Origin of the sequence: Paenibacillus cremeus (genome assembly GCF_007786445.1) — a bacterium.
Classification (GTDB): Bacteria; Bacillota; Bacilli; order Paenibacillales; family NBRC-103111; genus Paenibacillus_G; species Paenibacillus_G cremeus.
Genome location: NZ_VNJI01000007.1, coordinates 35,451 through 49,721, shown reverse-complemented (window position 1 = coordinate 49,721; position 14,271 = coordinate 35,451). Strand labels below are relative to the sequence as shown.

At 53.5% G+C, this 14,271-nt stretch carries 20 protein-coding genes; 16 read left to right on the top strand and 4 right to left on the bottom strand.

What is annotated here, in order from left to right:
• The first annotated feature begins 1 nt into the window (after position 1).
• Positions 2 to 562, top strand: coding sequence for a GNAT family N-acetyltransferase (locus FPZ49_RS07325; RefSeq protein ID WP_144845066.1), 561 nt, complete (start codon positions 2 to 4; stop codon positions 560 to 562).
• A gap of 16 nt (positions 563 to 578) precedes the next feature.
• Positions 579 to 1,085: a DUF6886 family protein gene (locus FPZ49_RS07320; protein ID WP_144845064.1), complete on the top strand. Its 507-nt coding sequence runs from the start codon at positions 579 to 581 to the stop codon at positions 1,083 to 1,085.
• Positions 1,086 to 1,101: 16 nt separating this feature from the next.
• Here the strand turns inward: FPZ49_RS07320 and FPZ49_RS07315 are convergent, their stop codons facing one another.
• A complete protein-coding gene (locus FPZ49_RS07315; protein ID WP_144845062.1) occupies positions 1,102 to 1,440 on the bottom strand; it encodes a L,D-transpeptidase in 339 nt (112 codons plus the stop codon).
• Positions 1,441 to 1,513: 73 nt separating this feature from the next.
• Here FPZ49_RS07315 and FPZ49_RS07310 point away from each other — a divergent pair, with 73 nt between their 5' ends.
• On the top strand, positions 1,514 to 2,167 hold the full coding sequence (locus FPZ49_RS07310; protein WP_144845060.1) for an HAD family hydrolase: 654 nt from the start codon (positions 1,514 to 1,516) through the stop codon (positions 2,165 to 2,167).
• A gap of 106 nt (positions 2,168 to 2,273) precedes the next feature.
• Here the strand turns inward: FPZ49_RS07310 and FPZ49_RS07305 are convergent, their stop codons facing one another.
• A complete protein-coding gene (locus tag FPZ49_RS07305) occupies positions 2,274 to 2,792 on the bottom strand; it encodes a methylated-DNA--[protein]-cysteine S-methyltransferase (RefSeq protein WP_144845058.1) in 519 nt (172 codons plus the stop codon).
• Positions 2,779 to 3,366 (bottom strand): bifunctional transcriptional activator/DNA repair enzyme AdaA, encoded by a 588-nt coding sequence (locus FPZ49_RS07300; RefSeq protein ID WP_144845056.1) that lies wholly within the window; start codon positions 3,364 to 3,366, stop codon positions 2,779 to 2,781. Before FPZ49_RS07300 ends, FPZ49_RS07305 begins: the two co-directional genes overlap by 14 nt.
• 163 nt (positions 3,367 to 3,529) lie before the next feature.
• Between FPZ49_RS07300 and FPZ49_RS07295 the strand changes: the two genes are divergently transcribed.
• The 7 genes from FPZ49_RS07295 (at position 3,530) to FPZ49_RS07265 (ending at position 8,237) form a co-directional block, all read left to right on the top strand.
• The gene (locus FPZ49_RS07295) at positions 3,530 to 4,459 is read left to right on the top strand and encodes a DNA-3-methyladenine glycosylase family protein (protein WP_144845054.1); all 930 of its coding nucleotides are present in this window, start codon (positions 3,530 to 3,532) and stop codon (positions 4,457 to 4,459) included.
• Positions 4,405 to 4,593 (top strand): hypothetical protein, encoded by a 189-nt coding sequence (locus FPZ49_RS07290; RefSeq protein WP_144845052.1) that lies wholly within the window; start codon positions 4,405 to 4,407, stop codon positions 4,591 to 4,593. Before FPZ49_RS07295 ends, FPZ49_RS07290 begins: the two co-directional genes overlap by 55 nt.
• 6 nt (positions 4,594 to 4,599) lie before the next feature.
• The gene (locus tag FPZ49_RS07285; protein ID WP_144845051.1) at positions 4,600 to 4,782 is read left to right on the top strand and encodes an AraC family ligand binding domain-containing protein; all 183 of its coding nucleotides are present in this window, start codon (positions 4,600 to 4,602) and stop codon (positions 4,780 to 4,782) included.
• Positions 4,742 to 5,086: a family 4 glycosyl hydrolase gene (locus FPZ49_RS07280; RefSeq protein WP_222429883.1), complete on the top strand. Its 345-nt coding sequence runs from the start codon at positions 4,742 to 4,744 to the stop codon at positions 5,084 to 5,086. The genes FPZ49_RS07285 and FPZ49_RS07280 overlap by 41 nt, the downstream gene beginning before the upstream one ends.
• A 214-nt stretch (positions 5,087 to 5,300) precedes the next feature.
• Positions 5,301 to 5,675, top strand: coding sequence for a cupin domain-containing protein (locus FPZ49_RS07275; protein ID WP_144845049.1), 375 nt, complete (start codon positions 5,301 to 5,303; stop codon positions 5,673 to 5,675).
• A 14-nt stretch (positions 5,676 to 5,689) separates the two neighbouring features.
• Entirely contained in the window at positions 5,690 to 7,021 is a 1,332-nt protein-coding gene (locus FPZ49_RS07270; RefSeq protein WP_186445668.1) for an ABC transporter substrate-binding protein, read from the top strand.
• Between the two features lie 127 nt (positions 7,022 to 7,148).
• Positions 7,149 to 8,237 carry a lactonase family protein gene (locus FPZ49_RS07265; RefSeq protein ID WP_144845045.1) on the top strand — a complete coding sequence of 363 codons (1,089 nt, stop codon included), beginning with the start codon at positions 7,149 to 7,151 and terminating at the stop codon, positions 8,235 to 8,237.
• Between the two features lie 100 nt (positions 8,238 to 8,337).
• Here the strand turns inward: FPZ49_RS07265 and FPZ49_RS07260 are convergent, their stop codons facing one another.
• Positions 8,338 to 9,537 carry an MFS transporter gene (locus tag FPZ49_RS07260; RefSeq protein WP_144845043.1) on the bottom strand — a complete coding sequence of 400 codons (1,200 nt, stop codon included), beginning with the start codon at positions 9,535 to 9,537 and terminating at the stop codon, positions 8,338 to 8,340.
• A gap of 162 nt (positions 9,538 to 9,699) precedes the next feature.
• Here FPZ49_RS07260 and FPZ49_RS07255 point away from each other — a divergent pair, with 162 nt between their 5' ends.
• The 6 genes from FPZ49_RS07255 (at position 9,700) to FPZ49_RS07230 (ending at position 14,124) form a co-directional block, all read left to right on the top strand.
• Positions 9,700 to 10,794, top strand: a complete 1,095-nt coding sequence (locus tag FPZ49_RS07255) for an ATP-binding protein (RefSeq protein WP_144845041.1) — start codon at positions 9,700 to 9,702, stop codon at positions 10,792 to 10,794.
• Between the two features lie 187 nt (positions 10,795 to 10,981).
• Entirely contained in the window at positions 10,982 to 11,374 is a 393-nt protein-coding gene (locus FPZ49_RS07250; RefSeq protein WP_144845039.1) for a Fur family transcriptional regulator, read from the top strand.
• Positions 11,353 to 12,099, top strand: a complete 747-nt coding sequence (locus tag FPZ49_RS07245; protein ID WP_186445667.1) for a winged helix-turn-helix transcriptional regulator — start codon at positions 11,353 to 11,355, stop codon at positions 12,097 to 12,099. The genes FPZ49_RS07250 and FPZ49_RS07245 overlap by 22 nt, the downstream gene beginning before the upstream one ends.
• A 227-nt stretch (positions 12,100 to 12,326) precedes the next feature.
• Entirely contained in the window at positions 12,327 to 13,250 is a 924-nt protein-coding gene (locus tag FPZ49_RS07240; protein WP_144845035.1) for an NAD(P)/FAD-dependent oxidoreductase, read from the top strand.
• Positions 13,251 to 13,267: 17 nt separating this feature from the next.
• Positions 13,268 to 13,522: a glutaredoxin family protein gene (locus FPZ49_RS07235; protein ID WP_144845033.1), complete on the top strand. Its 255-nt coding sequence runs from the start codon at positions 13,268 to 13,270 to the stop codon at positions 13,520 to 13,522.
• Positions 13,523 to 13,554: 32 nt separating this feature from the next.
• Positions 13,555 to 14,124, top strand: a complete 570-nt coding sequence (locus FPZ49_RS07230) for a peroxiredoxin (RefSeq protein ID WP_144845031.1) — start codon at positions 13,555 to 13,557, stop codon at positions 14,122 to 14,124.
• Positions 14,125 to 14,271: the final 147 nt, after the last annotated feature.

Sequence of the window (14,271 nt, the reverse complement as noted above, 5' to 3'; positions counted from 1 at the left end):
GATGAATCCCATACTGATGGATTTTCCAACCGAGTTTACTACGGAACGACTTATCATTCGGATGCCGAAACTAGGAGATGGGCTTGCGGTGAATCAAGCGATTCGAGCATCCATCGAGGAGCTGAAGCCTTGGCTGCCATTCGCGCAGAGTGTGCCTAGCGTGGAGGAATCGGAAGCATGGATTCGAGATTCGGCTGCCAAATGGATCACGCGCGAAAATTTGATGCTGCTTGTCTTCCTTAAGGAAACAGGTCAATTGGTGGCATCATCGGGATTGCATCGGATGAACTGGCGCGTCCCGAAATTTGAGATCGGCTATTGGATCGACACCCGCTTCAGCGGACAAGGATATATGACAGAGGCGGTGCAAGGGATTACGGCGTTTGCATTTGACGAGCTGCATGCCCGCCGGGTGGAAATTCGCTGTGATCCGAACAATGTGAAAAGCCGTGCAATCCCGGAAAGATTAGGCTTTATTCTCGAAGGGATCTTGAGAAACGATGCGGTTTCCGCGGATGGCAGCCAGCTTAGAGATACATGTGTATTTGCCAAAATCAAGTAAATGGGAGGACCCGCTCTTGCTGTATCATTTTAGTGAAGATCCGGCCATTACGCGATTCGAACCGCTCAAGCTGCAATCGCGACCGGAGCTGCCCGCCATGGTATGGACGATTGATGAGGAGCATGCGCCGCACTATTATTTTCCGAGAGAATGCCCGAGGGTGTGCATCTGGGCGGATGCGAAGACGACGGATGAGGACGTGGAGCGTTTTTTTGGACATTCGGCGACCAGGCATGTGCTGGCGATCGAAGCGGATTGGCTGGAGCGGATGCGGGAAACCAAGCTTTATCGCTATGCGTTCCATGAGCAGGATTTTGCGCTCCATGATGCCAACGCCGGGTACCACACAAGCATGGTCACGGTCATCCCGGCTGTCGTCGACCCTGTGGGCGACCTTATCACGCGAATTGTCAGCTGCGGGCATGAGCTTAGAATCACGCCATCGCTTATGCCTCTGCAGGAGGCCGTGCTTCGCTCTACCGTCAATTTTTCGATGATTCGGATGCGGAATGCTAAGAAGTAGTTAGACGGAGGCCCAACTAAGGACGAATTGTGACACGCGTGCCAATGGACACTAATCGCGAGAGCTTCAGCACGTCAGCGTTGTACATCCGAATGCAGCCATGCGACACCATGTGGCCGATGGAGGAAGGGTCATTTGTGCCATGGATGCCGTAATGCGGCTTAGACAGCCCCATCCACAGCACGCCGAACGGCCCGCCAGGATTGGGGGCTTTATTGACAATCGTGAACTCCCCGCTGGGGGTCTGCAGTGCGATCCTGCCGATCCCGACAGGGAAAGCGTCTACGACGATATTGTCATTTAATAAGTAAAGCTGACGATCCGATAGATCGATAATAATTCGATAGGCCAAAATCCCCCGCCTCCTTGGGCTGTTGTCTCTTTTATAGTATTGCTGCGGGCGGGGAGAGGTTCCAATGGAGGTAAGGATGAGCGATCAAACGAAGCGTAAGGGCATTATTTTTGACATGGATAATACGCTGCTGCAGTCCAGGATCGATTTTAAGGCGATGAAAATGGACTTGTTCCGCTACTTCGTTCGTGAGCAAGTGCTGCCCGAGGAGTTCACGGTGGAAGAGCATACCACGTCGACGATGATCGAATATGCTAGGGCGAAAGGACTCTCAGCCGAACACTACGAAGCGGCGATGAAGCTGGCGGAGAAGCACGAGCTTGCCGGAATGGAAGGTGCCGGTCTGGAGCCGGGAGCGCGGGAGCTGCTTGAAGCCCTGGCCGAGCGTTATATGCTGGTGGTAATTACGAACAACTCCTTCGCGGCTGCAGTTAAGGCGCTGGAGTTGACGGGGATCGCGGGCTATTTTGACCTGACGATTGGCAGGGAGCAGATGTCGGCCTTGAAGCCGTCGCCGTCCGGATTTCTGTTTGCCTTGGAGCAATTCAGCCACATTCCGGCAGGGGAGTGGATCTCCATCGGCGACGCCTGGATTGACGGGCGAGCTTCGCAGGATGCCGGCATTGCCTTCATCAGTTACCGGACGAGCGATGATGTGATGAGAGCTAAAAGAGTAGCTCCGGTAGGACGGCTGATGGAGTTGAAGGATTTGCATGCTTTGATTGAGTAAGCTGCGAAAAAAAGCAAAAAAAGCAAAAAAAAGCAAAAAAAGCAAAAAAAGCAACCTGAATTTGCTCTGATTGCTTTTTTGCTTTTTTGGGCTAAGTGGGTTTATTTTAAGACTCCTTCTCCAGCTCGAGCAGGGCCGCCTTCATCTCCAGCCCGCCGCGATAGCCTGTGAGCGCTCCGTTCTTGCCAATGACTCGGTGACAGGGCACGGCGATGAGGATCGGATTCGCGCCAATAGCGGTGCTGACCGCGCGGACGGCGTCCGGTCTTTGAAGCTGAACGGCAAGCTCGGTGTAAGAGCAGGTTTGTCCGTAGGGAATCGCGTGCAGAGCGGTCCAAACCGAGCGCTGAAAGGCCGTGCCGTAATAGTCGAGAGGAAGCGTGAACATCGTCAGGTCCCCCCGTTCATAGGCAGCGAATTCCTCGGTGTACGGCCGAAGCTGCTTATCATCTCGGACTAGGGTATGGCTTGGGAGATGCTTTTTTGCCCACTGAATGAATTCATTCGATGCTTCAGTCCCAGCTCCAGCGTAACAAAGTCCTCTTGAAGTGGCTACAAGTACCAGCGGGAACTGCTCCAGTATGCTCTCGGTCCAGTACATGGTTTCATTGTTATTCGGCTTCATGGGGGGCGCCTCCTTGTTGCGTAAGCATTTGGCGATATTCTGTTGGGGTAAATCCCGTGTGCTTCAGGAATACGGTAGAAAAATGAGCCGCATTGGGCATTCCCACCGATTCCGCAATTTCCATAATGGAGCGGTCTGTGCTGGACAACAGCGTCTGAGCATGGGAGATTCGGAGCTGTGTCGTATAATCAGACGGGGAGAGTCCCGTCAAGCGTTTGAATGTGCGCTGCAAATGATAGGGGCTGCCATGAAAATGCTCCGCGAGCCGCTTGAGCGTGATCGATTCGGCGTAATGAGCTTCCAGCCAGCGGGTGATTAAGGACACCCATTCGGCTTCAGGCAGCTGCCGGTCGTCGGGCTTACAGCGCTTGCACGGCCGGAAATCCTCCTCCAGTGCACGCTGGGCGCTTAAGAATACGCGTACATGCTCCCGGTTCGGAATCCGCGATTTGCAGGAGGGACGGCAGAAGATGCCGGTCGTCGTTACCGCATAGTAAAACGTGCCATCAAACGAGGCATTGTTGGTTGCAATCGCCTGCCACCGCTCCTCCGTTAAATTCAATTCGGTAATCATTGCCCAATCCACCTCCAATGCAAAGTATACCCGAAATTGTGTGCAAGGAAAGTCGTTCCGAATGAAACCGCAAGATTGCAAAAGTGTGGACGCTCGAAATTAGACCTTAACTAGGCTACACTAGGCTGACATAGAAACTCATCTTGGGAGGGTTTGGAGCCGTATGAATTGGGAGGATCGCGGGAGCGAAATCGTGCTTTTCACGCCGGAGACATTTCGGTATAACGTAAATTTGGATTACTTGGCTAGATCGGCCAAAGAAGTGATGTACCAGATCGACCAGGGATGCATCTTTACGCTGATCCCACTTGCCGGGCAGGCCTCCGAGGTCCCGCCATTGGTTGAAATCTCAGGTGAAGAAGAGGGGGTTCTTCGGGTCCGATTTTTAGGCGATGATGCATCTGAGCAAAAAGCGGAGATGCGAGCGGCGGTGGCCAGATATGTTCGTGAGTGGTTTGACTTGGATGCGGATTTGTCGGCATTTTACGAATTGGCCAGGCAGGATGCGCTGTTGTCGAAGGTGATTGACCGGTTCAGCGGGCTTCGGATTATGGGCATCCCGAATTTATTTGAGGCGCTGTGCTGGGGCATCATCGGGCAGCAAATTAATCTGACCTTTGCCTATACACTGAAAAGAAGGCTCGTGGAGATGTTCGGACGGTCTGTGGAGTGGAACGGCAGGACGTTCTGGACATTCCCTAAGCCGGAGGACATTGCCGAATTAGCGCTTGGTGATTTAACCGCATTGCAGCTGACAGGGAAAAAATCCGAGTATTTGCTCGGTGTGGCGCGGCTCATGGCGGAAGGCGGGTTAACGAAAGCGCAGCTGGTAGAGGCGGGCGATTTGAAAGCAGCCGAAAAACGGCTCGTTAGTATTCGCGGCATCGGACCGTGGACGGCCAATTATGTCTTGATGCGGTGTTTGCGCATGCCGGCGGCGTTTCCGATCGAGGATGTCGGACTGCACAATGCGATCAAGCATTTGCTGGGATTGGAGAAGAAGCCTACACTCGAGGACATTCGGAGGCTATCTTTAGGGTGGACAAATTTGGAAGCATATGCCACATTTTACTTGTGGAGAAGCCTGTATTAAACACAGGAGGCGAAGGGACGGCAAAGGAAAATCCCATTACGTACGACAATCCGCTCATCTGGCTGAAAGTAACCCATCCGCCCCGCAAGGTCAACACGACGGAGTGGCGGTACCAGAAGGAAATCAAGCTGTAATTCATCATGAAAGGCCAGCTGGAGATTTGGATCGAAGACGAGCAGTACGATCTTCGTGAAGGCGATCTATTCTTGATCGGACCGTCCGAGCTACACCGGGACCGCTGCCCTGATCCGTCCTGCGACGGGCTCACGGATTCCGGATTAGGTGGCGGCCGGCACGGTTCCGGACATTATTCTGACTTATAACGGCGGGTTGGCTGAGTATCGGGATATGAAGCTGCAGGTGGATTTGGAGCCGCTCACCTTTGATCCGATCCATGTCGGTCCGCTGCCGGATCAGCTGGCGCTTTTAAACAATATCAATGCTCGATGCGTGGAGCTGGCCGTCGAGGGCGCATTGACCGGAGATCCGCAAAAAATATACCACTCCCTCTACTTCGACCCGCTGACTGCAGCGGTGCTCAGTCTGGATGAAATCCATAGCATGACGAAGGAATTGTTCGAAGCGTGCCGTCATGATTTGACTTATTTCAAGCATCTCAATATGTAAAGGTGGACCGGATTGAGGCGATTCCATAATGTTCCGGGCTCTTACGAAGCGGGGGAAGATTCCGCAGCGTGAGCGTCTTTTCCTTTTATATGGAAGAAAATCACAAATTAAGACAACCCTTCGTAAATAATGCAATGTTCAATCCGCGAGACTTCAGCTATGATGAAATGTAAACGCATACAGCTCTTGAACAGCAGAGGAGAGGATACATACCATGCGAAAATATCGTTTACAGGATTTGCAGCTGCAACCGTCTGCAGAGGGGCACATGTTTCAAAGTGTGCTGCCGGGGGCGTATTTGTACAGCGGTGGATTGGCCTTTTGCAAGCCGGGGGAGCGCAGTCATACGAATGATGGTCCGGAGGGAAGGGATTACCACGTCCATACGGACTGTGAAGCCTTTTTCATTTTGCAGGGGCATGGCTTTATGGAGCTGAATGGCGAGATGCATCCCGTTCAAGCCGGTGATGTGGTGGTGGTGGAGCCGGGCGAGGATCATCATTTGCATTCCAGCCAAGAGGATCCGGTAGTCACGTTATGGTGCCATGCCGGACCGCAGCGTCACAAGCAGCAAGTCAACATGAATTGAGGGGGAGCACCACGATGTGGAAAAAAACGGCATGGATCTCTTTTACGTTATGCAGCACGGTAGCTCTGTTTGGTTGCAGCGCTCAGACACAGCCTCCAGCACCTGCCACAGCACCGGTTAGTCCCGGACAGCCGGCTGAGCTAAGCAAGGACCCGGTGACGGTTCGATTTTTCGCCAGCGGGGGGATGTTCTCGGATGAGGAGTTCACTCGGTATATCGTGGACCCCGTCAAAAAGAAATACCCGCAAATCACAGTGGAGCGCGTCAATCCATCCGCCAAGCTGCCGGATCTAATCGCCGCTGGAGAAACGCTGGATATTGTTGGGAACTATCCGGGTCCGATGGGCAGCAACCTAGCCGATAACAAAATGATTTTTAACATGGAACCGCTGATGAAAAAGTACAACTTCGATACGAGCCGATTCTCGAACGAAGCCTTGGAAACGCTAAAAATCGCCGGAGGACAATCGTACTTGGCGGGACTGCCTGCGTATACGAACACGTTTGCGCTGTTCTACAACAAGGATATATTCGATAAATTTGGAGTTCCGTATCCGAAGGACGGCATTTACTGGGATGAAGTCGTCGAGATCGCCAAAAAGTTCAATCGCTCGGATAACGGCGTTTTGTATCGCGGGATTTTCCCCGATGGAATCGGCCGCATTCAGCAGCAGCTCTCGATTCCATTTGCCGATTTTGGCGCGAACAAATCGCTTCTAAGCAATGAGCAGTGGCGCGAGGCGTTCCAAACGTGGGGCACCTTGTTCAAAATGCCGCAATTGACCGAAGGCGACTTCAAAGTGCCGAATGCCGGCAAAAATCAAACGGCGTTCGTCGACGGAACACTGGCGATGATCGCAAGCCACAGCAACCTGCTCAATTCGCTCAAAAAGGCTCCGCAGCTGAATTGGGATATGGTGACGTACCCGCAGCACCGCAAATCGCCGGGCATTGGCCAACGGATGGACTCGCCGATTCTTTCGATTACCGAGCAAAGCAAGGTGAAGGACGCAGCGTTCCTCGTGCTCGATACGCTGCTTAGCAATGAGGTGCAGGCGGATATGACGCGCAACGGCCGTTTGACCGTGCTGAAGGACGATAAGGTGAAATCGGAGTTTGGCAAAGGTCTGGCGGATTTTAACGGGAAAAATTTATCGGTGATGACGAAGCTTAAGTTTGCGGTCATGACGCCGTTCAAATATCTCCCGGATGGCGATGTCGATAAAGTGCTGACCAAATCGTTCAACGCCTACATTGTCGACGAGAAGGATTTGAACACGGCTCTCCGGGAGGCCGATGAAGACATGAACAGGCTGATCCAGGAGAAGCTGAATTTGAAAAAGTAGCACCGCTTCGTGCAGGAGGCACTGGAGATCCATAAGGCAATGAGGCAGGACAACCAGAGTGTTGACTGCTTCATTGTTTTTTTAGTATGGTGAAGCTATATACCCATAATATGGAGGTCATTGGATCATGCCGCAGAAAAAGGACTTCATTATGTTTGTCGGCTCGTATTCGGAAGCGACGGAGACGGGGGTGCATGTGTTTTCGCTTGATGCGGACACAGGGGCGTTGAATGAAATTGGCGATGCCCAGGGCTTCCGCAATATGTGCTTTTTGGATGTAGACCATGTGAATCGCAGGGTGTATGCGGTGGCGGAAACGGAAGCAGGCGAGGATCAGCGCGCACTCGCTGTCGCATTCTCTTTTGATCCGGCCAGCGGCCAACTGAGCCCGCTAAACTCACAGGAGAGCGTCGGACAGGCGACTTGTCACATTCATGTGAATCCGGTGGACAGGTACGTGCTCGCTTCCAGCTATTCCGGCGGCATGATCGGGATGCTTCCGGTGGACGAGGATGGCAAACTGGCACCCCGAAGCGATATGCACGCTCATCTGGGCGCGGGGGAGCATCCGACCCGACAGGATCGTTCCCATGTGCACTCCGCTTATGTGGATGAGTCACGCCGATTCATCTATGTTGCGGATCTGGGCATTGACCGGATTAAAGTGTATACGGCAGACACGGAGAATTGGAAGCTTGTTCCTGTTGGGGAAGCAGTGGCGCATCCGGGCAGCGGGCCTCGGCATATGGCGTTCCATCCTACGAAGCCTTATGTGTACGTCATCAATGAGCTGAATGCCACGCTGACGGCTTATCTCAAGGATGAAGAGAGCGGCATGCTGTGCGAGATTCATACGATCTCGACGCTGCCCGAGGACATCTCGGCGGAAGTGCGAGAGGGCAACAGCTGCGCTGAAATTCAGATTTCGCCGGACGGCCGGTTTGTGTACGGCTCGAACCGGGGGCACGACAGCATCGCCGTGTACGCGGTCAATGAGGCTAGCGGCCGTCTGACGCTGGTGGAGATCGCCCAATCGCTTGGACAGCGTCCGCGCAGCTTCGCGATTTCACCGGACGGCCGCTTCTTGATCGCCGCGCATCAGGACACCGCGAACGTGGTGGTTTTCCGCATCGATGCGGATACCGGCCGACTGCAGGACACCGGCCATCGGGCCGAGGTGGAGAAGGGCGTTTGTGTCCGGTTTTGGAACTCATAAATTTGTAGGCGTTTGCCGGGGATCGCCCCGGTGAGCGCCTTTTTTATTATGTGGTGGGGTCGTATGCATAAGCATAAAACATACTAATCCCTTCAAGCGCTCAAACGGATAGGTTTATGCTAGACTCAACAACCTCCCGCCCCCGCCGAAACGTCAATCCACTTACCGCGAACAAAAGGAACAGCCCGCCCAGAAAAACAAACATCGAGCCCAGCGGCAAAACCTGCATCCCAAAGCCGCCCAGATTCGGCCCGGCCATCGAGCCCATGCTGTAGTGGATGGACGCGATCACGTTGGCTGCAGGCAGCAGAGTACGAGGCAGAATATCGGCCATGTACGCCAGCCCCAGCGAAAAGAACGAGCCGACCAGCCCGCCCGCGACCCCGAGCAGCAGCAGCATGAGCCACACATTCCCGCCCGACCAAGGGACGGCAAGAAAAGCCAGCGCACCGAAGGTCGCTGCGCCGATCAGGACGGGCTTGCGGCCGATGCGGTCGCTCAGCTCGCCGAGCGGCAGCTGCAGAATCAGGCTGCCGAACCCAATCGCCGGCAGCAGGATCGAGACCCACGCCTCCGTGATACCCGAGCGCAGCCCATACACGGGAAAATTCGCGTTCATCGTCGATTCCATGTACCCGTACAAAAAGGACGGGGTTAGCGCAAACCAGGCGATCGCGTAGACGCGAATGAACCGGTTGCCTGGCGGAGCTGTTTTTTCTCGATCCACCGTCTGCTTCTCCGGCATCGCATTCGGCAGACGAAGCAGCAGCACGATGCATGCAGCAAAAGAAACTGCAATTAACGCAAAAGGAAGCCAATCGCCGAACCGCAGCAGATTAATCCCGAGCGGCCCGAGACTGAATCCTGTTGCGTAGGACATGCCGTAGAAGGAGATGTTGCGGCCGCGTCGATCCGCAGGGCTCGTTGCAATAATCCACAGCTGGGTAGAATAATGCAGCGAACTTTCCCCGATGCCAACCAGTAAGCGAAGGGCTGCCCAGAACCAGAGTCCCGCATGCAAGGGGAATAAAACTGAAGCGCTCATGACCAGCAGCAGTCCGCCCAAAATCATCGTGCGGTAGCCGAAGCGCGCCAATGGTTTTTCAATAAAAAACATCGTAAGAAACACGCCCAAATACAAGACAGCCGTGTTCAAGCCGTTCATGCCGGAGGAAATACCGCTATGCTCCAGCAGCACCGTCAGCAGCGGGAGGAGAAGCCCCTGGCTGAAGCCGGTTAAAATAACAATAAAAATCAAAATGAGGAAACGCGAAGCGGGAAAAGCCGGTTGCGGGTTCATAGGTTGTACCTCTGGATGTTGGTTGTGATGTGTGCAAATGCAAAACTTTATTCTAACACAGCTCGTGAAGTCTGTAAAAATGCATTTACAATTTCATCTAAATGTTTTATAATAATTACGTAATACGATAATACGTAAAAATATTTGGAGGTGCATATCCTCATGAGCAGAGACTATGGCGCGGAAATTGATCGCATTAATCTTCAGATGCAGGAGCTGCTGAAAGCATTGGAAATCTCGGCGGTGGAACGGGGACGTACGGATTTACCCAAGGTGAAGCCGCTGGAAACGCGTACCCCCATAGCGGGAAAGCAGGGAGCCGTCTATTACTCCGGGCAGATCGACAGCGGAGAGCAGATGTTTCGCTGGGCTCCACAGGAGCGGGAGCTAGCTGCGCTGATCGCACAAAATCACGAGAAGGCGGCTAAGGTGCTTTCGGCGCTCGGGCACAAGCAGCGGCTGGAGATTATGACCGCTGTCCTGCACGAGCCTCTGACAGGGACGGAGCTGGTCGAACGTCTGCAGATGGGCACGACCGGTCAGCTGTACCATCATATGAAGGCGCTGCTCGGAGCTGATCTGCTGCAGCAAGAGGACCGCGGAGGCCGCTACAGCCTGCCGAAGGATCGTATTTTGCCGATTATGTTACTGCTCGCGGCGGTCTCGGATTTACAGGATACCTGTGATTACATGGACATGACGGAAGTAAGAGCGCAGGCAGGGCGTTATTTGGGTACGGACACGGGCGAGGGGTACGATACGTACCAATTGCTGTGGGCGGTGGTGGAGAATTCGATCTTGGAGCATAAAGCAGGCTTTTGCAGTGAAATCTGGATTTATCTGCATGATGATGGGAGCATGACAGTGGCTGATAACGGGCGGGGGATTCCGGTGCAAACGATCCCGCAGACGGAGAAGAGCATGGTGCAGGCCGTGTTGACCGACTTGAACCGTACTATTGCTCCATTCACCGCACCAGGGGCGGAGAAGGGGATCAACATTGCTGTAATCAATGCATTGTCTCGCAAGCTGTCGGTTGAGATTCGGCGTGATGGGGCGATCTATCGGCAGGAGTACAAGAACGGCGTCCCGCAAACCGGCTTAAATAAGGTAGGAGCGACCAGCGAAACGGGAACGAGCGTAACCCTGCTGCCGGATCCCGAGCTCTTCGGAACGCGTATGAACCGAGAAGTGCTGGAGGCCAAGGTCGCAGAATTTATGTCTCATTATGAGGGATTACGAGTAACGCTCAGCTAATCGCAGCAAATGCGCCCGACACCCGCGAAACCGACGATATAACTGCTTAAGCAGCAGCTATAACCACACGGAATGATCAGGACAGCCATCAGGAGAAAATAATCTCCATGATGGTTTTTTTGTATTGCTTTAGAAATGTTATAATATTATACTTAATCTAAATTCAAGTATAATGTGGGGGCTTACGATGAAAAAAGTTCAGCTGACGGTGCAGCGCAAAGCCATATACGATGTCGTCATCGAAAGCTCGGACCATCCGAGCGCCGCTGACATTATTGACCGGCTTAAAGAACGCGGCTTTAGCTTTGCCTATGGCACGATCTATAATTCGCTTCGCTATTTGACAGAGGCAGGGCTCATCCGGGAGCTCAAGCTTGATGGAGACGCCAGCCGCTACGATGCTAGGGTGGAGGATCACCAGCATATCGTGTGCCGTATGTGCGGTAAAGTCGATGAGGTATTCACCGGCATCCCGGCCGAATGGCTCCGCGCGATCGCGGAGGAAACCGGCTATGCCTTGGAGGAAGAGCACATAGTGTTCAAAGGAGTGTGCCCGGAATGCAAAACGAACAAGGAGTGAACGCGATGCAGGAGCCGGTAATCCCATTCGGTGCCACGTGCACGACGACTCGCCGCATCGTCATCGTCAGCCCGATTCCTTCCTTATTGCATGAGCTCGTACGGGAATTGACGACCGAATGCTATGATGTAATGGTATTTCATCATCTGGATGAGAACGCGGTGGCCCGGCTGTCCATGGATTTGCTGATCGTCGATATGACGATGGAGCAGCAGATGCCGCTAGCTGAGCTCGACGCGCTCGCTTTGGCTGTGGACGCACCGGCGTACCATCTGGTGCGTCCAGGCTCCCGCCGAGCTGCCGATGCCCGCACCATCCTATGGCGGCCGGCCTACCCGGGAGATGTGAAGCAGCGCATTCAATCGGTGCTGCAGAACCAGCAGCCTTCTTCTATTTCTGTAGTAGACACGGGGGCGGGAGAGCATCAGCTGGTGTACAAGGATTTGACGGTGGACACGAAACGTATGACGGTCAGTCGCGGCAGGACAAGAATTGATTTAACGAAAACTGAGTTCGATTTGCTTCACGCCCTGATTGCCGCGGACGGTGCAGTGCTGTCCAGACAGCAGCTCATGGATCAAATCTGGGGCGAGCATTATTTTGGCGGCAGCAACACGCTGGACGTCCATATGAAAAGCTTGCGTCAAAAGCTTAAAGATAACCCAAAAGCTCCAAGCTATATCGCGACCGTACGTGGTGTCGGGTATCGGCTGGCGGATGGATAAACAACTGTTTCATAACAACGCAACGCTTCCTAAGGAGATTTCGATTCCGATAGGAAGCGTTTTTCTTTTTTTGTGCCCGCCGTGTCATCATCTTCATGGAATCTTCATCTGACCATCATTTACACTTCATGATGAGGGATGAAGCGCGTGGTATATTTTACTCATCAAATTGATTTGAACTAAGTCTAAAACTAAATATGGTTAAATGATCGGAGCTGATGTTGAATATGTACGATGTGATCATTATCGGCGGTGGGCCGGCCGGAGCATCCGCAGCCGTCTATACGGCCAGAGGCCATTTATCCACGCTGGTGCTGGATAAGGCGCCTAATGCCGGGGCGCTCGCCCTGACGCACAAAATTGCGAATTATCCCGGAATCGCCGAGGAGCTGAGCGGCAAAGAGCTGCTGGAGCGCATTCGCGAGCAAGCGATCGGCTTCGGTGCGGAATTCAAGCACACGACGATTACTGCGGTCGACCTCGAGGGCGACACGAAATATGTATTCACGGCGGACGGGATGCTCGAGTCCAAGGCCGTCATTATCGCCACCGGCTCGAAGGGGCGAAACCGCATGCTGCCGGGCGAGGAGAAACTGCTCGGCCGCGGGGTAAGCACCTGCAGCACATGCGACGGTGCGTTCTATGCTGGCAAGGAGATCGCCGTCATCGGCGACTCCGAGGAAGCGCTCGATGAGGTGCTGGCGCTGAGCCGGATCGTCTCGAAGATTCATTTTATAATTCCGAGACCGGAGCTCCAAGGGGTTGCAGCACTCCCTGCACTCGATAACACCGAGGTATACTTCCGAACCAGACCGCTCGAAATTACAGGCGATCAGCAGGTGGAAGGCTTGCGCATCAAGCCAAACGCAGGTGACGAGCAGCTTTTGAACGTGGACGGTGTGTTCGTGTTCCTGTCGGGCAGCAAGCCGGGGACGGATTTTCTGGATGGGCAAGTCCCTCTCGACGGCGAAGGCTTTATGGTGCTCGACGAGTTCATGCAGTCCACCGTATCCGGTGTGTTCGGAGCAGGAGAGGTTCGGCGTTCTCCGGTGAAGCAAGCGGTTGTAGCCGCTGCAGACGGCGCCATCGCCGCCATGGCGGTAGATAAATTTATACATCGACGGGAGCACTTGATCCCGCAATACAAATAACAGGAGCGTGAATCCTTATGTCCACTACTACATCAACATCTCAAGCAAGAGCGATTGTTTATTCCAGCACTTCCTGCACCTATTGCGCGCAGCTGAAGCAGTATTTGACCGATCAGAACGTAGCGTTCGAAGAGCGTAACATTGATACGAATGAAGCCTACGCTAACGAGCTTCGCGACATGGGCATGAGCTCGGTTCCTGTCACGGTGATCGGAGAAACGAAAATTTTAGGCTTAAACCCCATCCGTTTGAAAAAAGCATTAGCCCTTTAATAAAAAACCAAATCCCAGGAGGAATGAAACCTATGACAACTACAACTACCACCCAAACCCCAGAAATCGTAAAAATCGGACTTCAAGCGCCTGACTTCACCCTGCCATCGACCAAAAACCTGCAAACGCTCGAGGAGCCGGTCTCCTTATCCGATTACCGCGGCCGCTGGCTGCTGCTCTTCTTCTGGCCGTACGATTTCACCTATGTTTGCCCGACGGAAATCATTGCTTTCAGCTACCACTTAGATCAATTCCAAGAGCTCGACTGCGACATCGTGGGCGTTTCCGTAGACAGCGTGTACACACACCGCGCGTGGATTAATACCCCGAGAGATCAGCAGGGCATCGGGGCGATCCGCTATCCGCTGGCATCGGATTTCAAGAAGGAAGCGGCCGCGCGCTACGGCGTGCTTGATGAAGCGTCAGGCGCCGCGCACCGCGGGCTGTTCTTGATCGACCCGGAGGGCATCGTGCGCTACCAAGTGGTGACGGATATGAACGTCGGCCGCAGTGTCGATGAAACGCTCCGTATTCTTGAGGCGCTGCAATCGGGTGGTCTGTGCCCAGCGAACTGGAAAGCCGGCGACAAAACGCTGAGCTAAGCATTAGCATCGATCGAAAAAGAGTTCCGGTGACAGGAATCTTTTTCTTTTTTGCCATAAAGGGAAAGCTAGGGTATGATCGTAGGGGAAGGTCATCTTACCCATTACATAAGGTTATAAGTCAATCCGAAGGAGAACAGTAACGAT

What these genes read in the sequence shown, in the direction of transcription:
- FPZ49_RS07240 (WP_144845035.1), top strand. Translation starts at nt 12,327, where the DNA reads ATGTACGATGTGATCATTATCGGCGGTGGGCCGGCCGGAGCATCCGCA.
- FPZ49_RS07250 (WP_144845039.1), top strand. Translation starts at nt 10,982, where the DNA reads ATGAAAAAAGTTCAGCTGACGGTGCAGCGCAAAGCCATATACGATGTC.
- FPZ49_RS07305 (WP_144845058.1), bottom strand. Translation starts at nt 2,792, where the DNA reads ATGAAGCCGAATAACAATGAAACCATGTACTGGACCGAGAGCATACTG.
- FPZ49_RS07295 (WP_144845054.1), top strand. Translation starts at nt 3,530, where the DNA reads ATGAATTGGGAGGATCGCGGGAGCGAAATCGTGCTTTTCACGCCGGAG.
- FPZ49_RS07260 (WP_144845043.1), bottom strand. Translation starts at nt 9,537, where the DNA reads ATGAACCCGCAACCGGCTTTTCCCGCTTCGCGTTTCCTCATTTTGATT.
- FPZ49_RS07270 (WP_186445668.1), top strand. Translation starts at nt 5,690, where the DNA reads ATGTGGAAAAAAACGGCATGGATCTCTTTTACGTTATGCAGCACGGTA.
- FPZ49_RS07265 (WP_144845045.1), top strand. Translation starts at nt 7,149, where the DNA reads ATGCCGCAGAAAAAGGACTTCATTATGTTTGTCGGCTCGTATTCGGAA.
- FPZ49_RS07235 (WP_144845033.1), top strand. Translation starts at nt 13,268, where the DNA reads ATGTCCACTACTACATCAACATCTCAAGCAAGAGCGATTGTTTATTCC.
- FPZ49_RS07255 (WP_144845041.1), top strand. Translation starts at nt 9,700, where the DNA reads ATGAGCAGAGACTATGGCGCGGAAATTGATCGCATTAATCTTCAGATG.
- FPZ49_RS07325 (WP_144845066.1), top strand. Translation starts at nt 2, where the DNA reads ATGAATCCCATACTGATGGATTTTCCAACCGAGTTTACTACGGAACGA.
- FPZ49_RS07300 (WP_144845056.1), bottom strand. Translation starts at nt 3,366, where the DNA reads ATGATTACCGAATTGAATTTAACGGAGGAGCGGTGGCAGGCGATTGCA.
- FPZ49_RS07275 (WP_144845049.1), top strand. Translation starts at nt 5,301, where the DNA reads ATGCGAAAATATCGTTTACAGGATTTGCAGCTGCAACCGTCTGCAGAG.
- FPZ49_RS07310 (WP_144845060.1), top strand. Translation starts at nt 1,514, where the DNA reads ATGAGCGATCAAACGAAGCGTAAGGGCATTATTTTTGACATGGATAAT.
- FPZ49_RS07285 (WP_144845051.1), top strand. Translation starts at nt 4,600, where the DNA reads ATGAAAGGCCAGCTGGAGATTTGGATCGAAGACGAGCAGTACGATCTT.
- FPZ49_RS07245 (WP_186445667.1), top strand. Translation starts at nt 11,353, where the DNA reads ATGCAAAACGAACAAGGAGTGAACGCGATGCAGGAGCCGGTAATCCCA.
- FPZ49_RS07230 (WP_144845031.1), top strand. Translation starts at nt 13,555, where the DNA reads ATGACAACTACAACTACCACCCAAACCCCAGAAATCGTAAAAATCGGA.